Annotated in this window: 16 protein-coding genes; 14 read left to right on the top strand and 2 right to left on the bottom strand. The window is 66.9% G+C overall.

The window, feature by feature from the left end:
* Positions 1-18: 18 nt before the first annotated feature.
* The 10 genes from ccoO to BG023_RS05885 all read left to right on the top strand — a co-directional run bounded on the left by ccoO (position 19) and on the right by BG023_RS05885 (position 8,683).
* Entirely contained in the window at positions 19-786 is a 768-nt protein-coding gene (ccoO, locus tag BG023_RS05930) for a cytochrome-c oxidase, cbb3-type subunit II (protein WP_069309636.1), read from the top strand.
* Entirely contained in the window at positions 783-944 is a 162-nt protein-coding gene (locus tag BG023_RS05925; protein ID WP_069309635.1) for a CcoQ/FixQ family Cbb3-type cytochrome c oxidase assembly chaperone, read from the top strand. Before ccoO ends, BG023_RS05925 begins: the two co-directional genes overlap by 4 nt.
* The gene (gene ccoP, locus BG023_RS05920) at positions 937-1,869 is read left to right on the top strand and encodes a cytochrome-c oxidase, cbb3-type subunit III (protein WP_069309634.1); all 933 of its coding nucleotides are present in this window, start codon (positions 937-939) and stop codon (positions 1,867-1,869) included. Before BG023_RS05925 ends, ccoP begins: the two co-directional genes overlap by 8 nt.
* Positions 1,870-1,984: 115 nt before the next feature.
* A complete protein-coding gene (ccoG, locus tag BG023_RS05915) occupies positions 1,985-3,412 on the top strand; it encodes a cytochrome c oxidase accessory protein CcoG (protein ID WP_069311165.1) in 1,428 nt (475 codons plus the stop codon).
* Positions 3,409-3,867, top strand: coding sequence for a FixH family protein (locus BG023_RS05910; protein WP_069309633.1), 459 nt, complete (start codon positions 3,409-3,411; stop codon positions 3,865-3,867). The genes ccoG and BG023_RS05910 overlap by 4 nt, the downstream gene beginning before the upstream one ends.
* Positions 3,864-5,987 (top strand): heavy metal translocating P-type ATPase, encoded by a 2,124-nt coding sequence (locus BG023_RS05905; RefSeq protein WP_069309632.1) that lies wholly within the window; start codon positions 3,864-3,866, stop codon positions 5,985-5,987. The genes BG023_RS05910 and BG023_RS05905 overlap by 4 nt, the downstream gene beginning before the upstream one ends.
* A complete protein-coding gene (ccoS, locus tag BG023_RS05900; protein ID WP_069309631.1) occupies positions 5,984-6,130 on the top strand; it encodes a cbb3-type cytochrome oxidase assembly protein CcoS in 147 nt (48 codons plus the stop codon). Before BG023_RS05905 ends, ccoS begins: the two co-directional genes overlap by 4 nt.
* Positions 6,127-6,342 (top strand): hypothetical protein, encoded by a 216-nt coding sequence (locus BG023_RS05895; protein ID WP_069309630.1) that lies wholly within the window; start codon positions 6,127-6,129, stop codon positions 6,340-6,342. The genes ccoS and BG023_RS05895 overlap by 4 nt, the downstream gene beginning before the upstream one ends.
* 44 nt (positions 6,343-6,386) lie before the next feature.
* Positions 6,387-7,697, top strand: coding sequence for a radical SAM protein (locus tag BG023_RS05890; RefSeq protein ID WP_069309629.1), 1,311 nt, complete (start codon positions 6,387-6,389; stop codon positions 7,695-7,697).
* Positions 7,698-7,843: 146 nt separating this feature from the next.
* Complete coding sequence (locus tag BG023_RS05885; protein WP_233993087.1) at positions 7,844-8,683, top strand: metallophosphoesterase; 840 nt, start codon at positions 7,844-7,846, stop codon at positions 8,681-8,683.
* On the opposite strand, the gene BG023_RS05880 is transcribed toward BG023_RS05885, so the two are convergent.
* Positions 8,680-9,549 (bottom strand): hypothetical protein, encoded by an 870-nt coding sequence (locus BG023_RS05880; protein ID WP_069309628.1) that lies wholly within the window; start codon positions 9,547-9,549, stop codon positions 8,680-8,682. The two genes, BG023_RS05885 and BG023_RS05880, sit on opposite strands and share 4 nt — an antisense overlap.
* A 267-nt stretch (positions 9,550-9,816) precedes the next feature.
* Here BG023_RS05880 and BG023_RS05875 point away from each other — a divergent pair, with 267 nt between their 5' ends.
* The 3 genes from BG023_RS05875 to BG023_RS05865 all read left to right on the top strand — a co-directional run bounded on the left by BG023_RS05875 (position 9,817) and on the right by BG023_RS05865 (position 15,802).
* Complete coding sequence (locus tag BG023_RS05875) at positions 9,817-11,955, top strand: S46 family peptidase (RefSeq protein WP_069309627.1); 2,139 nt, start codon at positions 9,817-9,819, stop codon at positions 11,953-11,955.
* Positions 11,956-12,044: 89 nt separating this feature from the next.
* Entirely contained in the window at positions 12,045-13,040 is a 996-nt protein-coding gene (locus tag BG023_RS05870; protein ID WP_069309626.1) for a glucokinase, read from the top strand.
* Positions 13,037-15,802: a phosphoenolpyruvate carboxylase gene (locus BG023_RS05865; RefSeq protein WP_069309625.1), complete on the top strand. Its 2,766-nt coding sequence runs from the start codon at positions 13,037-13,039 to the stop codon at positions 15,800-15,802. Before BG023_RS05870 ends, BG023_RS05865 begins: the two co-directional genes overlap by 4 nt.
* 137 nt (positions 15,803-15,939) lie before the next feature.
* On the opposite strand, the gene BG023_RS05860 is transcribed toward BG023_RS05865, so the two are convergent.
* The gene (locus tag BG023_RS05860; RefSeq protein ID WP_233993086.1) at positions 15,940-17,016 is read right to left on the bottom strand and encodes a LacI family DNA-binding transcriptional regulator; all 1,077 of its coding nucleotides are present in this window, start codon (positions 17,014-17,016) and stop codon (positions 15,940-15,942) included.
* A gap of 101 nt (positions 17,017-17,117) precedes the next feature.
* On the opposite strand from BG023_RS05860, the gene BG023_RS05855 reads away from it, so the two are divergent.
* Positions 17,118-18,533, top strand: coding sequence for a sugar MFS transporter (locus BG023_RS05855; RefSeq protein ID WP_069309623.1), 1,416 nt, complete (start codon positions 17,118-17,120; stop codon positions 18,531-18,533).
* The last annotated feature ends 3 nt before the right edge of the window (positions 18,534-18,536 follow it).

The raw sequence follows: 18,536 nt of genomic DNA, 5'->3' as shown, positions 1-18,536 counted from the left end.
GTCAGGAAAGCTGGAAACATGAGCAAGAATGCACCCCAATCCGACGTGTTCGAGGGCCACAAGAAGCTTGAGAAGAACGTCACCCTGCTGGCAGCCGCGACCCTAGGCGTCGTGGCGATCGGCGGGATCGTCGAAATCGCGCCCCTGTTCTGGATCGACAACACGATCGAGAAGGTCGAGGGGATGCGGCCCTATACCCCGCTCGAACAGGCAGGGCGCGACATCTACATCCGCGAAGGCTGCTACGTCTGCCACAGCCAGATGATCCGCCCCTTCCGCGACGAGGTCGAACGCTACGGCCATTACAGCCTCGCCGCCGAGAGCATGTATGACCACCCCTTCCAGTGGGGTTCCAAGCGTACCGGGCCGGATCTGGCGCGGGTCGGCGGGCGTTACTCAGATACCTGGCACGTCGATCACCTGAAGGCGCCCCGCTCCGTGGTGCCCGAAAGCATCATGCCGAGCTACGGCTTCCTTGCGGAGACGATGCTCGAAGTGCCCGATGTCGCGGCGAACCTCACCGCCTTGCAGCGGGTGGGCGTGCCCTATTCCGATACCGATATCGCCAGGGCCGAAGCCGATCTGATCGCCCAGGCCGATCCCAATGCCGATGCGGACGATCTCGCGACCCGCTATCCCAAGGCGCAGATCCGCGATTTCGACGGCGATCCGGCCCGCGTGACCGAAATGGATGCACTGGTCGCCTACCTCCAGATGCTCGGCACACTGGTCGATGTGAACAGCGCCGCCGCGCAGGAAGAGCTCAGCAAGGAGGCGGGCCGGTGACCCTCTACACCGCTCTCCGGCATTTCGCCGACAGCTACGGGCTCGCGGTCATCTGCGCGCTCTATCTGACCCTGTGCCTGTGGCACTTCCGCCCGGGCGCGAAGCCCCATGTCGCGGATGCCAAGCACTCGATTTTCAAGGACGAGAACGATGACTGACAAGCGCATCGACGAGCCCACCGGCACCGAATTCGTCGGCCATGAATGGGACGGCATCGAGGAGCTCAACACCCCCCTGCCGCGCTGGTGGCTCTACACCTTCTACGCGACGATCCTGTTCAGCCTCGTCTATGTCGTGCTCTACCCCGCCTGGCCGCTGATCGACCGGGCGACGGCAGGCACGCTCGGCTGGTCGAGCCGCGGCGATCTCACCAAGGCGATGAGCGCCGCCGATGCGGCGCGGGCGGGCACCGTGGCGCAGATTGCCGCGACCGATATCGAAGCCCTGCCCGCCAATCCCGATCTGATGCAGGCCGCCATCGCCGGGGGTGAGGCCGCGTTCAAGGTCAATTGCGTGCAGTGCCACGGCTCGGGCGCGGCAGGCTCGCCGGGCTATCCCAACCTCAATGACAATGACTGGCTGTGGGGCGGCACACTGACCGACATCCAGTACACCCTGACCCACGGCATCCGCTGGGAGGGTGCCGAGCAGACCCGCGCCAACTTCATGCCGGCCTTCGACGGGATGTTCGACGCGGGCCAGACCAGGGCGCTGGCAGGCCACGTGCTCTCGCTCAGCGGCAAGGCCAAGGCGAGCCCGGCGGGCGCACAGCTGTTCGCCGACAATTGCGCGGCCTGCCACGGCGCGGGCGGCGAAGGGATGGCGGCAATGGGCGCACCTGCGCTGAATGACGCGATCTGGCTGTTCGGCGGCACCGAGGCCGAGGTGACGAAACAGATCCGCGCGCCCCGCCACGGCGTCATGCCGGCATGGCAGGGACGGCTTGATCCGGTGACGATCAAGATGCTCGCCGCCTATGTCCACTCGCGCGGCGGCGGGCAGAAACCGGCTCCGGCGACGGCCGCAGCCGCACCGGCGGAACCCGCCGCCCCTGCCGCCACGAAGGCCGACAGCGATGGCTGAAGCTGACGAGCTCGATCGTCCCACCCCGTCCGCACCCGAAGGGCCGCGCGATTGGGGCGGGGCGCTCGGGCCACCCCCCACCGCCAAGCCCGCCCCGGCACCGGATGCCGGCTTCATGGGCAGCGCGCTCTACGAAAAGGGCCAGACGATCCACAACAAGCGGATCGACGGCCCCTTCCGGCGCTTCAAATGGGCGGTGATGGCGATCACGCTGACGATCTACTACGCCACCCCGTGGATCCGCTGGGATCGCGGCCCTTACGCCCCCGATCAGGCGGTGCTGGTCGATCTCGCCAATCGCCGCTTCTACATGTTCGATATCGAAATCTGGCCGCACGAATTCTACTTCGTGGCAGGCCTCCTCATCATGGCGGGGATCGGGCTGTTCCTCGTCACCTCGGCGGTGGGTCGCGCGTGGTGCGGCTATGCCTGCCCGCAGACCGTGTGGACCGACCTGTTCCAGCACGTCGACCGCTTTTTCGATGGCGACCGCAACGCGCGGATGCGGCTCGACAAGGCCCCGTGGACTGCGGGCAAAACGGCGCGGCGGCTGGCCAAGTGGACCACCTATCTCGCGATCAGTTTCTGGACCGGCGGCGCGTGGATCATGTATTTCGCCGACGCGCCTACGCTTACTGTTGATTTCTGGACCGGAAAGGCCGCCCCCGTCGCCTATGCCACGGTCGCGATCCTCACCGGCACGACCTTCTGGCTGGGCGGCTTCATGCGCGAACAGGTGTGCATCTATATGTGCCCCTGGCCGCGCATCCAGACCGCGATGCTCGACGAGAAATCGCTGATCGTCACCTACAAGGACTGGCGCGGCGAACAGCGCGGCAGCCTCAAGAAGGCGGCCAAGAACCCTGACCAATACGGCGACTGCATCGATTGCAATATGTGCGTCGCCGTCTGCCCGACGGGGGTCGATATCCGCGAAGGCCAGCAGATCGGCTGCATCACCTGCGGGCTGTGCATCGATGCCTGCGACCGGGTGATGAAGGAGGTCGGCCGCCCGCGCGGGCTGATCGATTACGCCACGCTCGACCAGTGCAAGGCCGAAGCCGCGGGCGCGCCTGCCACACCGGCGTGGAAGGCGCTGCTGCGACCGCGCGTGTTCATCTATTTCGGCGTGTGGGCGGCGATCGGCGCAGGGCTGCTATTCGCGCTCGGCACCCGCACCCACACCGATCTCAGCGTCGCACCGGATCGCAATCCACCCTTCATGTTGCTGAAGGATGGCTCGGTCAGGAATGCCTACACGCTGCGGCTCAGGAACATGGAGGCCCGCCCGCGCGACATGGAGATTGCGCTGCAAGGCCTGCCGCGCGGCGCGGTGATGTGGACCGAGGCTGTCAGCCTCGAAAACGCGGCGCCCACCCAGACTGTCAGCGTTCCGGCGAACGAGACCAAGGTCGTGCGCGCCTATGTCATGCTGCCCCCGGGCGAGCGGGCCGAAAACTTCGCCTTCCGCCTCACCAGCCGCGACGAACAGCGCGAAAGCGATGTTGCAGAAACCACCTTTGCCATGCCGGAGAACCAATGATGGCGAGCCAATCGAAAGCCTTTACCGGCAAGCACATGGCGGCAATTTTCGTCGGCGGCTTTGCGATCATCATCGCGGTCAATCTGCTGATGGCGAGCGTCGCGGTGGGCAGCTTCCACGGCACTGTGGTCGATAACTCCTATGTGGCAAGCCAGAAGTACAACGGCTGGCTGAAGCAGGCCTCCGCCTCGAAAGTGCTGGGCTGGCAGGCCGTGCCGCATCGCCGCGCGGATGGGCGGGTGGTGGTGGAAACCATCGCCGCGCCCGCCGCCGCACGGATCACTGCCACGGCCGAACGCCCTCTGGGCGCGCGCGAGGATACCACGCTGACCTTTACGCCGCAGGGTCAGGGCCGCTGGCTTTCCAACGAAAGCCTTGCACCCGGACGCTGGCAGGTGCGTCTCGCGATCCGTGCGGGAGAGCAGGCCTGGGCCGGGGAGGCTGAAATCCGGTGAACGCGCCCGCCCACCTTTCCGCCGACGATGCCGGAACGCTTGCCACCACGCGCTTTACCGTGCCGGGGATGAAATGCGCCGGCTGCATCGGCAAGATCGAGCGCGAGCTGCCCAAGCTGCCCGGCATCGCCGCCGCGCGCGCCAATTTCTCGGCCAAGCGAGTCGCCATCCGGCATGATCCGGCGCTGGGCGAAGATGCGCTTGTCGCCGCGCTGCTCGGCCTCGGCTTCGAGGCGCAACCGGTGTCTGAAAATCCGCTCGGCGATGAAAGCAAGGAGCGCAAGCGCCTGAACCGCGCACTCGGCGTCGCGGGCTTCGGGATGATGAACGTGATGCTGCTCTCGGTCAGCGTCTGGTCGGGCGCGGACGGGGCAACGCGCGAGCTGTTCCACTGGCTTTCCGCGCTGATTGCCCTGCCGGTGATCGCCTATGCGGGCCGCCCGTTCTTCGACAGCGCGTGGATGGCGCTCTCCCACCGGCGTACCAACATGGACGTGCCGATCAGCATCGGCGTCATCCTCGCCACCGCGCTCAGCCTTTACGAGACCATCACCGGCGGGGCGCACGCCTTTTTCGATTCCGCAGTGATGCTGCTGTTCTTCCTGCTCGCGGGCCGCGCGCTTGATGCCGAGATGCGCACCCGGACGCGGGCGGGGATCGGCGCGCTGCTGGGGCGGATGGGCAAGAGCGCCAGCGTGATCGGCCCCGACGGCCCGACCCGGCGCGTGGCGGCCAGGGACCTTGAGCCCGGAATGCTGGTGCTGGTCGCCGCAGGGGAAGCCCTCGCCGCTGATGGCGAGGTGGTGGAGGGGGCAAGCGCGCTCGACAACGCCATGCTCACCGGCGAAAGCGCGCCCGAACCCGTGGGACCGGGCAGCGCGGTCCATGCCGGAGCGATCAACCTTTCCGCACCCTTGCGCGTTCGCCTTACCCGCGTGGCCGAGGACACCGCGCTTGCTGAAATCGCGCGGCTGATGGACGAGGCGGGGCAATCGCGCAGCAGCTATGTCCGCATCGCCGACCGCGCCAGCCGGCTCTATGCGCCGGTGGTGCACAGCCTTGCCGCGCTGGCCTTTGCCGGATGGATGATCGCAGGCGCAGGCTGGCACCAGTCGCTGACCATCGCGATCGCCGTGCTCATCATCACCTGCCCCTGCGCGATGGGCCTTGCCGTACCCGCCGCACAGGTGGTGGCGAGCGGCGCGCTGCTGCGGCGCGGCTTGCTGGTGAAGGATGGCAGCGCGCTTGAACGCCTCGCCGAATGCGATGTCGCGCTGCTCGACAAGACCGGCACGCTGACGCTGGGCGAACCCCGCGCCGATGTGAGCGCGCTTTGCCAAGAGGCGCGGAGCATCGCGCTCGCGCTCGCGCAGACCAGCCGCCATCCCTTGAGCCGGGGCCTCGCCGCCGCACTGCTGCGCGAAGGAGTGCAACCCGCCGCCGTCACCGCCATCACCGAAGCAAGCGGCCACGGTCTTGCCGGGCGCTGGCAGGGGATCGCCGTCGCGCTCGAACGGCCCGATGATGTCGCCGCCGATCTCGCGACAACCTTGCGTATCGGTGACACCGTGCAGACGATCCGCTTTGCCGATCCGCTGCGCTCTGATGCCGCCGCCGCGCTCGCCGCGCTGAAGGCGCAGGGCCTGCCCGCCAGCATCCTCTCGGGCGATCGCGCCGCGCCGGTCGATGCGCTGGCGCAGGCGCTGGGCCTGCCCGCGCAGGCCGAGGCCCGCCCGCAGGACAAGCTTGCCGCGCTTGAGGCATTGAAGGCGGCAGGCCACCGCCCGCTGATGGTGGGGGACGGTCTCAACGATGGCCCCGCCCTCGCCGCCGCCCATGCCTCGATTGCTCCCGGCACCGCCTCGGATGCCAGCCAGCAGGCCGCCGACGCGGTGTTCACCGGCGAAGGGCTGATGCCGGTCGCGCTGGCGGTACGGGTGGCGCGGATGACGATGCGGATCGTGCGGCAGAATTTCGGCTTCTCGATCCTCTACAACTTCCTCGCCGTGCCGCTCGCGCTGCTGGGCCTTGTCACCCCGCTGGTGGCGGCGATTGCCATGTCGGTGAGCTCGCTGGCGGTGGTCGCCAATTCGCTACGCCTTGCGGGAGCCGCAAGATGACCGGTCTCGCCTTCCTTATCCCGATTGCGCTCGGCATGGGGCTGATGGGCCTTGTCGCCTTCCTGTGGTCGATGCGCGACGGCCAGTATGACGACATGGACGGAGCGGCCAACCGCATCCTGATCGAGGACGAGGAGCCATGAGCCTCGCCCTTCCGCTCGCCCTCGCAGCGCTGGTGCCGGTGATGATCGGCCCGCTGCCCGCAACCGAGACCACGATCACCGCCAAGCTGTGTGGCGGCGGCACGATCACCATTCCCCTTGGCGATGGCAATGCGCCCGAGGACGACGGCTTCTGCCATCCCAAGGGCTGCCACGCGGGCACCTGCCGCGAAAAGGACAAGCGCCGGATTTGATCTGGCGCAAAGACCGTTCCTGCCTGAGCCGCTCTAAGCACCCCATGTGGACCTATCACCCAGAGCTGCTCGCGACTCCCGTGCCGCGCTACACCAGCTACCCCACCGCTGCCGATTTCGGCATGCTCGACGAAGGCACAATCGAACGTGCGATTGCCGGGGCGGTGGGGGACATATCACTCTACCTCCATATCCCGTTCTGCGAGCAGATCTGCTATTACTGCGGCTGCAACACCGCCGTTTCGGGCAAGCGCGCGCGGGTCGAGGCCTATCTCGCCGCGCTGCATCAGGAGATCGCGACGGTCGGCAGCTTGCTGCCCCAAGGCGCGCGGGTGCGGCGCATCGCCTTTGGCGGGGGCAGCCCCAACGCGATCGAGACCGGCGATTTCCTCGCGCTGGTGGATAGCCTCCACGCCCATCTGCCGCTGTTCGCCCCCGAATGGTCGATCGAACTCGATCCGCGCAGTCTGACCTCGGCGTGGGGCAAGGTCATCGCTGCCACCGGCATCACCCGCGCCAGCATGGGCGTGCAGACTTTCGCCGCCCATTGCCAAAAGGCGATCGGGCGCGAACAATCGCTGGCGATGATCTGTCGCAGCGTCGACTGGCTGCGCTCAGGAGGGGTGACCTCGCTCAACTTCGATCTGATGTATGGCCTGCCCCATCAGACCGAGACGGATCTCGAAGACAGCTTGGCCTATGCCCACAAGCTCGGCGCCGACCGGATCGCAGTGTTCGGCTATGCGCACGTGCCTCACATGGTGCCGCGCCAGACGATGATCCGCGAGGACGCGCTTCCCGCTGCCGAGACGCGCTTTACCATGGCGAGCGAGGCGCACCGCATCCTCACCGGGCAAGGGTATGACGCAATCGGGTTCGATCACTTTGCCCTGCCGCATGATCCGATGGCCCGCGCGGTGCGCGGCGGCACGCTACGCCGTAATTTCCAGGGCTTTACCGATGATCCGGCAGAAGTGCTGATCGGCCTTGGCGCAAGCGCGATCAGCGGCTTCCCGCAGCTCTTCGCACAGAACGAAAAGCACACCGGGCGCTATCGCCAGTTGTCGGGCGAGGGCCGCCTTTCGGCCAGCCACGGCATCATCCGCAGCCCCGAAGACCAGCGCCGCGGTGCGGTGATCGAGGCGCTGCTGTGCCGGAGCGAAGTGCTGCTGCCCGACGATCTGCGCGCCGAAGTGGCCCCGCGGCTCGCCCCGTTCACGCAGGCCGGTCTCGCCGCGCTCGATGGCGCAGTTCTCTCCATCCTGCCCGGCGGGCTTCCCTATGCCCGGGTGATCGCCGCGCTGTTCGATGCCTACCGCGCACTGGCGCCGCGCCGCTTCAGTTCCGCAATCTGAGCGGCGGTCACTTCGCGTTAGCAAACGCCCTCTATAGCCGCGCCGGAAAACGTGATAAAAAGCGAAATTATGCCGTAACTGGCGGCGCTTAGGGATGGGTAATGGGGGCAAAAGCGGCAGTCTCGCGGGCGGTGCTGATCGCCCAGATGACTGATATTCATGTCGGCTTTGCGCCTGATGAGGCGGGCGAGGAGCTCAATCTGGTGCGCCTGCGCGCTGCGCTCGCGCGGCTTGCCGATGGCCCCAACCGCCCCGACTTTCTGGTGCTGTCCGGCGATCTGACCGAAAACGGCGATGCCGCCAGCTTTGCCGAGCTCGGCACGCTGCTGGCAGACTTGCCCTGCCCGATCCTGCCGATGGTCGGCAATCACGATAGCCGCGCCACCTTTCTCGCCGCCTTCCCGCAGGTCGAGGCCGCCGCAGATGGCTTCGCGCATTATGTCGTCGACGCACCGCTGGGCCTGAGGATCATCTGCCTCGATACGCTGGAGGATGGCCGCCACGGCGGAGCCTTCTGCGAAAGTCGCGCGGCATGGCTTGCCGCCCGCCTTGCCGAAGCGCCGGACACGCCGACGCTGATCTTCATGCACCATCCGCCCGTGGTTGCGGGGATCGACTGGATGGATCCTGCCCCCGGCGAGCCCTGGATCACCCGCCTCGCCGCCGTGCTCGAGGGCCAGAGGCAGGTGCAGGCGATCCATTGCGGGCATCTTCACCGCACGATCAGCACCCGCTTTGCCGGCATCCCGCTCGGCATCACGCCCGCGATTGCGCCGCTGGTAGCGATGGACCTTTCACCGATCGACCCCGACACGCCCGACGCGCGCGAGCTGATCGTGGCCGAACCGCCCGGCTATGCGCTGCACCGCTGGGATGGCGAAAACCTCGTCACCCACTACGAACAGGTTGGCGACTGGGCCGTGCTGGCGCGGTTTCACGCCGGGCTGCAGCCGATGGTGGCAGGGATGTTTGCCGAGCGCGATTAGTTCGCGGCGGCCAGCATCACCTTGGCCGATGCGCCCGACAGCGCGCCTGCTTCAACCGGCAGCTTGGCCGGTCGCGCGGCGCCCGGATAGGCCTGCTTGAGCAGCGCCAACGCCTCGGTGATGCGGGCATGGAGCGCCGCGTTCTCGGCCTTGATCGCGCCGCCCGAGGTGGCGAAGGCGCTCGCGGCGACCCGCGCAAAGCCATAGCCGTCGAGATAGGGCTCGTAAGTGCTGCCCTTGCCCGCGATGCGGTACATCGCGCTGGCGCGTTCGATCATGTCGGTGATGACGCCCGTGGCAACCTTGGCCTTGCTCGCCTCGCTGGCAGGTGCCTTGGCCGCCGCTCCGCGCAGCGCAGCGATAATCTTGTCATAGGCGGCGTTGACCTCGGCCACGCTCTTGCCCTCGGACGCGGCGACCGAGGCATCGGTCAGCAGCGGCTTGAAATCCTTGACCCCGAGCTTGGCGAACACCGGGTCCATTTCCACCAGCACTTCGGCGGCCGGGTGGGCGAACATTTCGGCCGCGGCATCCTTCTTGCCCGCCGCATAGGCATCGCGCGCGGCGACGACGTGGGCTTCGGTCACCGCGAGCGCGATGCCATAGGCGACCGGATCCTTGGCCGCATCGGCCACCGCAACGCCGCCTTCGCCTTCGCCGCCAGCGGCCGCGCCGCCGCCTTCACCTTCGCCGGTGCCACCTTCGCCTTCGCCGCCGGCTGCGCCAGCCTCCCCCGGAGCGGCTGCCTGGGTGCTCGCACCCTCGCCGCCTTCACCACCCGCCTCGCCGCCGCACGCCGCCAGCATCCCGCCCGCAAGCGCAGTGCCAAGGCCGAGCTGGGTCCAGAGCTTGAGGGTGGTTTTCATGGGAAGCGGTATCCTTGTGCCGGAAGGGGAAATTGGTTCGGCCTGTCTTTAGTCGGAAGTGATAATCATTCGCAAGAGGCAAATGGCCAGGCGCCGCAGTCGGCGCTGGCCTGTCCCCGTCAGCACTTTGTCGAATGGTCAGATTCGGTCTTTTCACACCCCGCCCAAGTGCCCTAACACGCCGCACCCGGCCGCCTTGCGGCCACCCTCTTCCCATTGACCGCACCCCGACCGGGGGCGCGGCATCCAGACAAGGTAAGACCCGCGATGAAGTTGTTCCTGCGTGCAGGCGTCAGTGCCCTGATCCTTTCGATCCCCGCCATGGCCCAAGCCGATGAAGGGATGTGGCTGCCGAGCCAGACCGGCGCGATTGCCGAGGAGATGAAGGCGGCAGGGCTCGAACTCGATCCGACCACGCTGGGCGATCTGAACCGCCCGCCGCTGACCGCGATTGCCTCATTGGGCGGCTGTTCGGCGGCGTTCCTTTCGCCGCAGGGTCTGGTGGCGACCAACCACCACTGCGTTGCCGGTTCGCTCCAGTACAATTCCTCGCCCGAGAACGATTACCTCACCAACGGCTTCCTTGCGAAGACGCTCGGCGATGAACTGCCCGCCGCCCCCGGCAGCCGGATCTATGTGATCGAAGACCTGCGCGATGTGACCAAGGCGATGCTCAAGGGCGCCGACAAGCTCGAAGGCCGCGCCCGTTATGACCGCCTGCAAGCCAACCGCACCGCGCTGATCGAGGCGTGCGAGAAGCAGGCCAACCGCCGCTGCGACGTGCGCGCCTATTTCGGCGGGCAGCAGTACTGGCTCCAGCAGCAGCTCGAAATCAAGGACGTGCGTCTGGTCTACGCTCCGGCGGCGGGCGTGGGCAATTTCGGCGGCGAGAAGGACAACTGGATGTGGCCGCGCCACACCGGCGACTTCTCGTTCTACCGCGCTTACGTGGCCCCCGATGGCTCGTCGGCCGCGTTCAGCAAGGATAACGTGCCGTTCAAGCCCAAGGCCTGGCTGCCGATCGCCAAGCAGGGCGTGAAGGAAGGCGATTTCATCATGGTCGCCGGCTTCCCCGGCACCACCGAACGCCTGCGCACCGCCGAGGAAGCGCGGTTCTACTACGAAGAGCTCTACCCCTATCAGCAGAACATGCTGGCCACCTATGGCGACCGGATCGACGAACTGACCGCCGGCAATCAGGCCGCCACCATCGCCTATGCCGCGACGCTTCAGGGCGTCGAGAACTATGAGAAGAAAATCGCCGGACAGCTCGCCGGGGCCGACGCTATCTCGTTGACCGCCAAGAAGCAGGCCGAGGAAGCCGGTTTCCGCAGCTGGATCGCCGCCGATCCCAAGCGCGCGGAGCAATATGGCCCGGCCCTCGCCGAACTCGACCGCCTGATTGCCGAAAGCAACGCCGAAGCGCTCGCCGATGCCAAGCGCGGGCTGCTCGGGCGCGGCCAGCTCTACAGCGCGGCGCGCACGCTCTACCGCTGGGCCAACGAACAGGCCAAGCCCGACAAGGATCGCGAACCCGGCTACCAGGCGCGCGACAAGGCCTTCATGACGCAGCGCCTCCAGGTCATCGAGCGTCGCTATGTCGCCGAAATCGACAAGGCGCTGTGGGCTGACGGGATCGCCGAATACCGCACCCTGCCCGCCGACAAGCGCAGCGCGGCCTTCGATGCCTTCATGGAAGGTCGCGACCTTGCAACCTTCTACGCCGCAACCGAGCTCGGCAACACGGCCAAGCGGATGGAGTGGATGGGCAAGTCGGTCGCCGACTTCAAGGCATCCGGCGATCCCTTCATCCAGCTCGCCGTCGCCACCTATGACGAGGCGATGGCCAGCGAAGCCAAGGAAAAGGCGCGTTCGGGCGAAGTCCAGAAGGCCCGCTCCAAGGTCATGGAAGCCCGCCTCGCCTATGCCGCCTCGCAGGGCAAGACCATGTACCCCGACGCCAACGGCTCGCTGCGCTTCACCTATGGCAAGGTCACCGGCAAGGCTGTCGACGGGCAAATCTGGACGCCCTTCACCACCGCCGAGGGCATCGTTGCCAAGCACACGGGCCGCGGCGAATTCGACGCGCCCGACAAGATGGTCGAGCTGATCAAGGCCAAGGACTACGGCAGCTACATCGCGCCCGAACTCGGCACGCTGCCGGTCGACTACCTCTCGACCGTCGACATCACCAACGGCAACTCGGGCTCCTCGACGCTCAATGCCCGCGGCGAATTCGTCGGCCTCGCTTTCGACGGCACGATCGAAGGCGTGGTCAGCGACTGGATGTATGATCCCAAGATCAACCGCACCATCCACGTCGACAGCCGTTTCATGCTGTGGACCATGGACAAGGTCGACGGCGCGCACCGCCTGCTCGCCGAAATGGGCGTCGCCGGCCACTGAAACTTGAATAAGTATGCGGCGCGTGGGAATCCCGCGCGCCGCCTGCTAAGGCCTTTTCCCTGATGCAGACGCACGGGGAGTTCAGGGTCATGCGCGAAGTTGTGGCGGTCGATATCGGCGGGACCCATGCGCGTTTCGCGGTTGCGACGATGGCCGATGATGGTGCGATCAGCCTCGACGAGCCGGAAACGCTCCACACCGCCGATCACGCCAGCTTCCAGACCGCGTGGGAGGCATTCCGCGACCGCAAGGGCGGCAGCCTGCCCGCCGCCGTCAGCATGGCTATTGCAGGGCCGGTCGGCAGCCCGGGCAACCTCAATCCCGTCATCCGCTTCACCAACAACCCGTGGATCATCCGCCCCGCGCTGATCCCCGAAAAGCTGGACGTCGAGCGCTTCACCATCGTCAATGATTTCGCTGCGGTCGCCCATGCCGTGGCGCGCGCGGATGACAGCCAGTTCCTCCATCTCGCCGGGCCGGAAGAACCGCTGGGACGCGAAGGCACCATCAGCGTGATCGGGCCGGGCACCGGGCTGGGCGTTGCGCATCTGTGGCGCTCGGGCGCCAATTACCGCGTGCAGGCGACCGAGGGCGGCCATATCGACTACGCCCCATTGGACAGCATCGAGGACGCGATCCTCGCCCGCCTGCGCCAGCGCCACCTGCGCGTGTCGGTCGAGCGTGTGGTCGCCGGCCCCGGCATCGTCGATATCTACCATGCGCTTGCCGCGCTCGAAGGGCGCACCGTGCCCGAACGCGACGCGATCGAAATCTGGACCCTTGGCACCAGCGGCGAGGACAGCCTTGCCGCCGCCGCGATCGACCGCTTCTGCCTGTCGCTTGGATCGGTCGCGGGTGATCTCGCGCTGGCGCAGGGCGGCTTTGCGGGCGTGGTGATCGCAGGCGGGCTTGGCTACCGCATCCGCGACACGCTGCTCGCTTCGGGCTTCGCCGCGCGGTTCAAGGCCAAGGGCCGGTTCGAAAGCCTGATGGCCTCGATCCCGGTCAAGCTGATCGTCCACCCGCAGCCCGGCCTGTTCGGCGCGGCCGCCGCCTACTTCGCCGAGCACGGGGATAGCGCATGAAGCGCATCGCAGAACTTGAGGCGCGGCTGGGCGAATTGCACCAGCGCACCCGCGAAACGCCGCTGTTCAATCCGGTGTTCCAGCTCTCGCTCGATCTTTCGCGCAGGATCGAAGCGGGCGAGCTGACGCTCGACGAGGTGACCGAACTGGTCGCCATGCTGGAATGCGATGGCCTCAAGGCGCGCGCCAACAAGCTCAAGGGCCTGCTCGCAGCCCCCGCCTCGGGCGCCGCGCCATTGGCTGGCGCGGAGGAGGATTTCGAAACCTTCGCCAAGCGCTGGGAGCACCCGCAGCTGCACGCGGTGTTCACCGCCCACCCGACCTTCCTGCTCTCCGCCGCGCAGGCCGAAGCGGTCGCCGTCTCCGCCTCTGCGCCGGGCGAGGTCGATGACGCGGTCTGCGCCGTCCCGCCCTCGCACACCGCCGTCACGCTCGAAGCCGAACACGGCGCGGCAATGGCGGCAATGGCGAGAGCGCAGGACGCGCGCGATGCGATCGTCGCCCGCCTGTTCGAGACCGCGCAGGCGCGCTGGCCAGACGATTGGCGGACGCTTCGCCCGCTCCCGTTCCGCTTTGCCAGTTGGGTCGGCTACGACATGGACGGGCGCACCGATATCGGCTGGCACACCTCGATCGCCTTCCGCCTTCAGGAAAAGGCCGAACGGCTGGCGCGCTACACCGCCGCGCTCGAAAGCATCGATCCGGCCCACGCGCTGCTCGCCACACTGCGCCCCGCCACCGCCTTCGCTGCGGCGCGAGCGGCCGATTTCGCAGGCGATCTCGCCAGCGGAGAAGCGCTGGCCGAGGCCGCCAACCGGCTGACCACCCACAGCCCCGACAACCTGCTCTCACTCAGCCCGCTGATCGATGCGCTGGAAGCCGAAGCGGACAAGGCCCCCGCCGAGCGCGCGGCCCGCCTGCTCACCCTCGCCGCCGCAATGCGCGCCGATGGCCTCGGCATGGGGTGGATCCACTTCCGGGTGAACGCCAAGCAGCTCCATAACGCGATCCGCCGCCGCCTGCCCGAAGGCGAGGAAATCGAGCTCGCCAGCAAGAGCGCACTCGCCACGCTGCGCGCGATGGTGGACGCGGCGCGTCCGCTACGCACCAATTTTGCCGCGCTCGCGACCGAAAGCTCGACCGCGATCCGGCAGTTCATCGCGATGGCGCAGATCGTGAAGCACATCGATGCCGATGCACCGATCCGGATGCTGGTGGCCGAATGCGAACAGCCCGCCACCGTGCTCGCCGCGCTCTATTTCGCACGCCTGTTCGGGGTCGAGGACAAAGTCGATGTCTCGCCGTTGTTCGAGACCGAGACCGCGCTGGAGCACGGCGGCCGTTTCCTCGACGCGCTGCTGGCTGAGCCTGCCTACCGCGCCTATGCGCGGCAACGCGGCCGCGTGGCGGTGCAGACCGGGTTCTCGGATGCCGGCCGGTTCGTCGGGCAGATCCCGGCAAGCCTCGCGATCGAGCGCCTGCAAGGGCGGCTCGCCGAAGCAATGGCGGCGAATGGACTGGGCGATCTCGCCGCACTGGTGTTCAACACCCACGGCGAAAGCATGGGTCGCGGCGCGCACCCCTCCAGCTTGCGCGACCGGCTCGAATGGCCGCTCTCGCCCTGGGCGCGGCGGCGCTTTGCCCGCGCAGGCATCCGGCTGGAGCCCGAGGTCAGCTTTCAAGGCGGCGACGGCTATCTGTTCTTCGCCACCCCCGAACTCGCGTTGGCGACGCTCACCCGCATCGCCGAACTGCGCCCCGCCGAGGCCGATCTCGCCGCGCCCGCCGACCCGTTCTACCACCGCACCGATATCAGCCTCGATTTCTACCGCGCGATCAAGGAGCATCAGGGCGATCACCTCGCCAGCCGCACCTATGCGCGCGCAGTGACGGCCTTCGGCCTCGGGCTATTGAACCCCACCGGCAGCCGCGTCTCGCGCCGCCAGAGCGACATCAACGCCGACCGCGAGATGAGCCTGCGGCAAATCCGCGCGATCCCGCACAACGCGATCCTCCAGCAGCTCGGCTACCCGGTGAACGTGATCGCCGGGGTCGGCAGCGCCGCCGATGCCAACCGCGAAGAAGTGGCCGCGCTGCTATCGGACAGTGCGCGCGGGCGGCAATTGCTGCGACTGGTGCGCGCCGCCAATTCGCTGGCCAGCATCAAGACGATGGCGGCCTATGGCGAGCTGTTCAACTCGGCCTATTGGGCCAGCCGCACCTATCGCGGGACCGAGGATCATCTCGCCGGTGCCTGCGCGGCGCTGGCCGAGTATCTGGTCGGCGACGATCGCACCGGAGTGTTCCGCCGGCTGGTCTCGCGCCTGCGGATCGATGCGCTGAAATTCCACCGTCTGACCGATCTCATCCCGGACGAGGCGCCCCACCCCGAGCGCGAGCATGTGCGCCGCCGGATCGGAGTGTTGCAGGCGCTGCGGCTGGCGCTGCTCCAACACATGTTCCTCAAGGTGGTGTCGGTCCCCGCGTTCAGCCGCGCCAACGACATCAGCCGCCGCGACGTGATCGAGATGGTGCTGACCCTGCGCGTCGACGAGGCACTGGCACAGCTGCGGCGCGCCTTCCCGGTGCGGATTCCGGGTCCGCGCGATTTCCCGCTGGATGAACAGAGCGATTACCCTGATGGCGGCGAGGAAGGCTATGGCGCGATCGAGCGCGATTGCCTCACGCCGATTGCGCGCGCCCATGCGCTCTCGCTGAGGATCAGCACCGCGATCGCCAACGAATTCGGCGCGCATGGGTGATATTTGAGGCCCCTGACGGGGCCTTGCAGACCTCCCGCCCCGCCTCCCCACCCGGCCACCACAGAATAGTGGTACTATTGGTGGCCGGGTGGGGAGGCGGGGCGGGAGGTCTGCATCGCGCGGAAGCGCGATCGCAATTACGAACGCGCAGTGCTAGCCCGCCCGATCAGGGCCACGGGCACGCGGCTGTGGACCTTGGAGCCATCTTCGTCGAGCACCGCTTCAACGAGCGCCGCGCCTGCTTCGGCCGGATCGGGCGCGATGGTGGTCAGCGCAGGGCGGCTGAAGCGGCCGGCGAGCAGATCGTCGAACCCCATCACCCCCATGTCACCCGGCACTGCCAGATCGGCGGCGACGAAGGCCTCGATCGCGCCCAGCGCCATCGCGTCGCAGGCCGCAAACACGGCATCGACCCCGTCCCCGCGCTCGATCAGCCGGCGCGCGGCGCGGCGGCCTTCCTCCTCGCGGCTGGCGGCGTTGACGGTGGGGGCAAGGCACGGCTCCAGACCGGCAGCGCGCATCGCCTCGGCATAGCCTTCGTAGCGTTCGGTGAACTGCACCTGCGGGGTATTGAGCGCTCCCATGAAGCACGGGCGGCGGTATCCGGCGGCCAGAAGATGTTCGACCGCGAGCCGTCCGGCGGCGCGGTTGTCCGAACGCACCCAGTCAAGCTCATCGAAGGGTGAGCCCCAATAGGCGACGCGGCGCCCGTCGCTTTCAAGTGCGCGGAAATATTCCCACGCCGCCTGATTGGTGGTGGTGCCGATCACGACGAGGCCATCGGCCCGCCCCTGTTCCTGATAATGGCCGAAGAACGCCTCGGGCCGCGCCTGGAAGCTCACCAGCGTTTCGAACCCGCGCTCGGACGCGGCGACGCAGACCGAGCCGAGCAGCGCATAGGCGAAGGGGTTGATCGTGGCGGCGCTATCGCCCTCGCGGCAGATCACCACCACCGCGAGCGTGCCGGTGGAACCCCGACGCAGGCGCGCGGCGCGTTCATCGACGAAGTAGCCGAGCGCCTCGGCGGCCTCGATCACCTTGCGACGGGTGGCTTCGGCAATCGCGGGGCTGCCCGACAGCGCGCGGCTGACGGTCGGCTGGCTGACACCTGCCCGTTCCGCGACATCGAAGGATGTCGGCCGTCTTTTCGGTCCCCCGCTCATCGCCGATACCTCTACGGCCCATTGCCACGCCCGCGCAAGATGCAGGTGCATTGCTATTCGCACTGGAATTGTAGGCGCGGGTCTTGCAAATCTGGTGCGAGAGAGTGATTGTGAACGTTCGCAGGGATCAGCGAGACGGGGAGAGAACAGCAATGGCAATGGCACCGGGCACCAGCACGGCGAGCGGGTTCGAGCATGGCGCGGGGGATACGCCGCAGGTCGATGCACCGGGCCTCAACTACTTCGTCTTCGCGCTGTTCTTCATCTTCGGCGGGATCACCTCGCTGAATGACGTGATCCTGCCTAAGCTGAAAGAGCTGTTCGGTCTGTCCTTTACCGAGGCGATGCTGATCCAGTTCTACTTCTTCACGGCCTATCTTGTGATTGGCGTCCCCGGTGCCGCGCTGGTCAAGCGACTTGGTTACATGAAGGGCGCTGCCTTTGGCTTGATTGTCATGCTGATCGGATGCCTGCTGTTTATCCCCGCAAGCACCACGGCAACTTACGGACTGTTTCTGACCGCGTTCTTCGTCCTCGCCAGCGGCATCGTCGTTGTGCAGGTTGTAGCAAACCCTTTGATTTCCATGCTCGGAAAGCCCGAAACGGCGCACAGCCGCTTGACCTTTGCCCAAGCGTTCAACTCCCTTGGCACGACGATTTTTCCGCGAGTTGGTTCGGCGCTGATCCTCGGAGGGCTGGCTGGCGTGACCGCAGCAGACCTCTCAGGCGCAGAACTCGACGCTTATCGCACGGCTGAAAGCCAGGCGATTGTGAACGGCTATCTCGGCATCGCGCTCGCTCTGGCGGTAGTGGCGGCAGTGGTCTGGGCGTTTCGCAATCGCTTGCCTCACGATCCGGCGATGGTGAGTGAAACGCCGCTTGTCCCCACTGCCCGCTACATCGCAGGGCTTGCACTGATCATTCCCGGCACGATCCTGACGACATATGGCCACAACGTCATCGGCCTCATCCTGATGATCGCAGGCCCTGCCGTCTGGCTCTTTCGCAACGACCTGCTCAATCGCACCCGGTTCAGCTTCGGGGCCTTGTGCATCTTCCTTTATGTCGGTGCTGAAGTCGCGATCGGTTCGCTGATCGTCAATTATCTCATGCAGGACCATGTCATGGGCCTCACGGAAAAGGCCGCAGGCGACCTGATATTCCTCTATTGGGGCGGCGCTTTGGTCGGGCGGGTCATCGGCTCGGCAGTGTTGCGGTTCATCAGCCCGGGGATGGTTCTAACGGGGGTTGCGATGGGTGCCATCGCTCTTGTGCTATTCTCGATCAGCACGGGCGGGGTAATGTCGGGCTACAGCCTGTTGGCAGTCGGCCTGATGAATTCAATCATGTTCCCAACCATCTTCAGCCTCGCCTGCGAGAAGCTGGGCGCGAAGGCACCGGACGGATCAGGGATCATCAACATCGCCATATTCGGCGGCGCGGTGATCCCGCTGCTGACCGGCGTCCTTGCCGATGCAAGCGGAAGCCTGGGCATCGCGATGCTACTCCCGATCGCGTGCTATGCCATTATCGCGGGCTTCGGGTTCTATGCACGCAAGCCTGCCTGATCT

The organism is Porphyrobacter sp. LM 6 (genome assembly GCF_001720465.1).
In the GTDB taxonomy this organism is placed as follows: Bacteria; Pseudomonadota; Alphaproteobacteria; order Sphingomonadales; family Sphingomonadaceae; genus Erythrobacter.
This window is presented reverse-complemented; position numbering and strand designations above follow the sequence as displayed.

Bases quoted from the DNA above. Each gene is read 5' to 3' on its own strand.
- ccoP (WP_069309634.1), top strand. From the start codon at position 937: ATGACTGACAAGCGCATCGACGAGCCCACCGGCACCGAATTCGTCGGC.
- BG023_RS05860 (WP_233993086.1), bottom strand. From the start codon at position 17,016: ATGCACCTGCATCTTGCGCGGGCGTGGCAATGGGCCGTAGAGGTATCG.
- BG023_RS05870 (WP_069309626.1), top strand. From the start codon at position 12,045: ATGCGCGAAGTTGTGGCGGTCGATATCGGCGGGACCCATGCGCGTTTC.
- ccoS (WP_069309631.1), top strand. From the start codon at position 5,984: ATGACCGGTCTCGCCTTCCTTATCCCGATTGCGCTCGGCATGGGGCTG.
- BG023_RS05855 (WP_069309623.1), top strand. From the start codon at position 17,118: ATGGCAATGGCACCGGGCACCAGCACGGCGAGCGGGTTCGAGCATGGC.
- ccoG (WP_069311165.1), top strand. From the start codon at position 1,985: ATGGGCAGCGCGCTCTACGAAAAGGGCCAGACGATCCACAACAAGCGG.
- BG023_RS05885 (WP_233993087.1), top strand. From the start codon at position 7,844: ATGACTGATATTCATGTCGGCTTTGCGCCTGATGAGGCGGGCGAGGAG.
- BG023_RS05880 (WP_069309628.1), bottom strand. From the start codon at position 9,549: ATGAAAACCACCCTCAAGCTCTGGACCCAGCTCGGCCTTGGCACTGCG.
- ccoO (WP_069309636.1), top strand. From the start codon at position 19: ATGAGCAAGAATGCACCCCAATCCGACGTGTTCGAGGGCCACAAGAAG.
- BG023_RS05910 (WP_069309633.1), top strand. From the start codon at position 3,409: ATGATGGCGAGCCAATCGAAAGCCTTTACCGGCAAGCACATGGCGGCA.
- BG023_RS05865 (WP_069309625.1), top strand. From the start codon at position 13,037: ATGAAGCGCATCGCAGAACTTGAGGCGCGGCTGGGCGAATTGCACCAG.
- BG023_RS05875 (WP_069309627.1), top strand. From the start codon at position 9,817: ATGAAGTTGTTCCTGCGTGCAGGCGTCAGTGCCCTGATCCTTTCGATC.
- BG023_RS05895 (WP_069309630.1), top strand. From the start codon at position 6,127: ATGAGCCTCGCCCTTCCGCTCGCCCTCGCAGCGCTGGTGCCGGTGATG.
- BG023_RS05890 (WP_069309629.1), top strand. From the start codon at position 6,387: ATGTGGACCTATCACCCAGAGCTGCTCGCGACTCCCGTGCCGCGCTAC.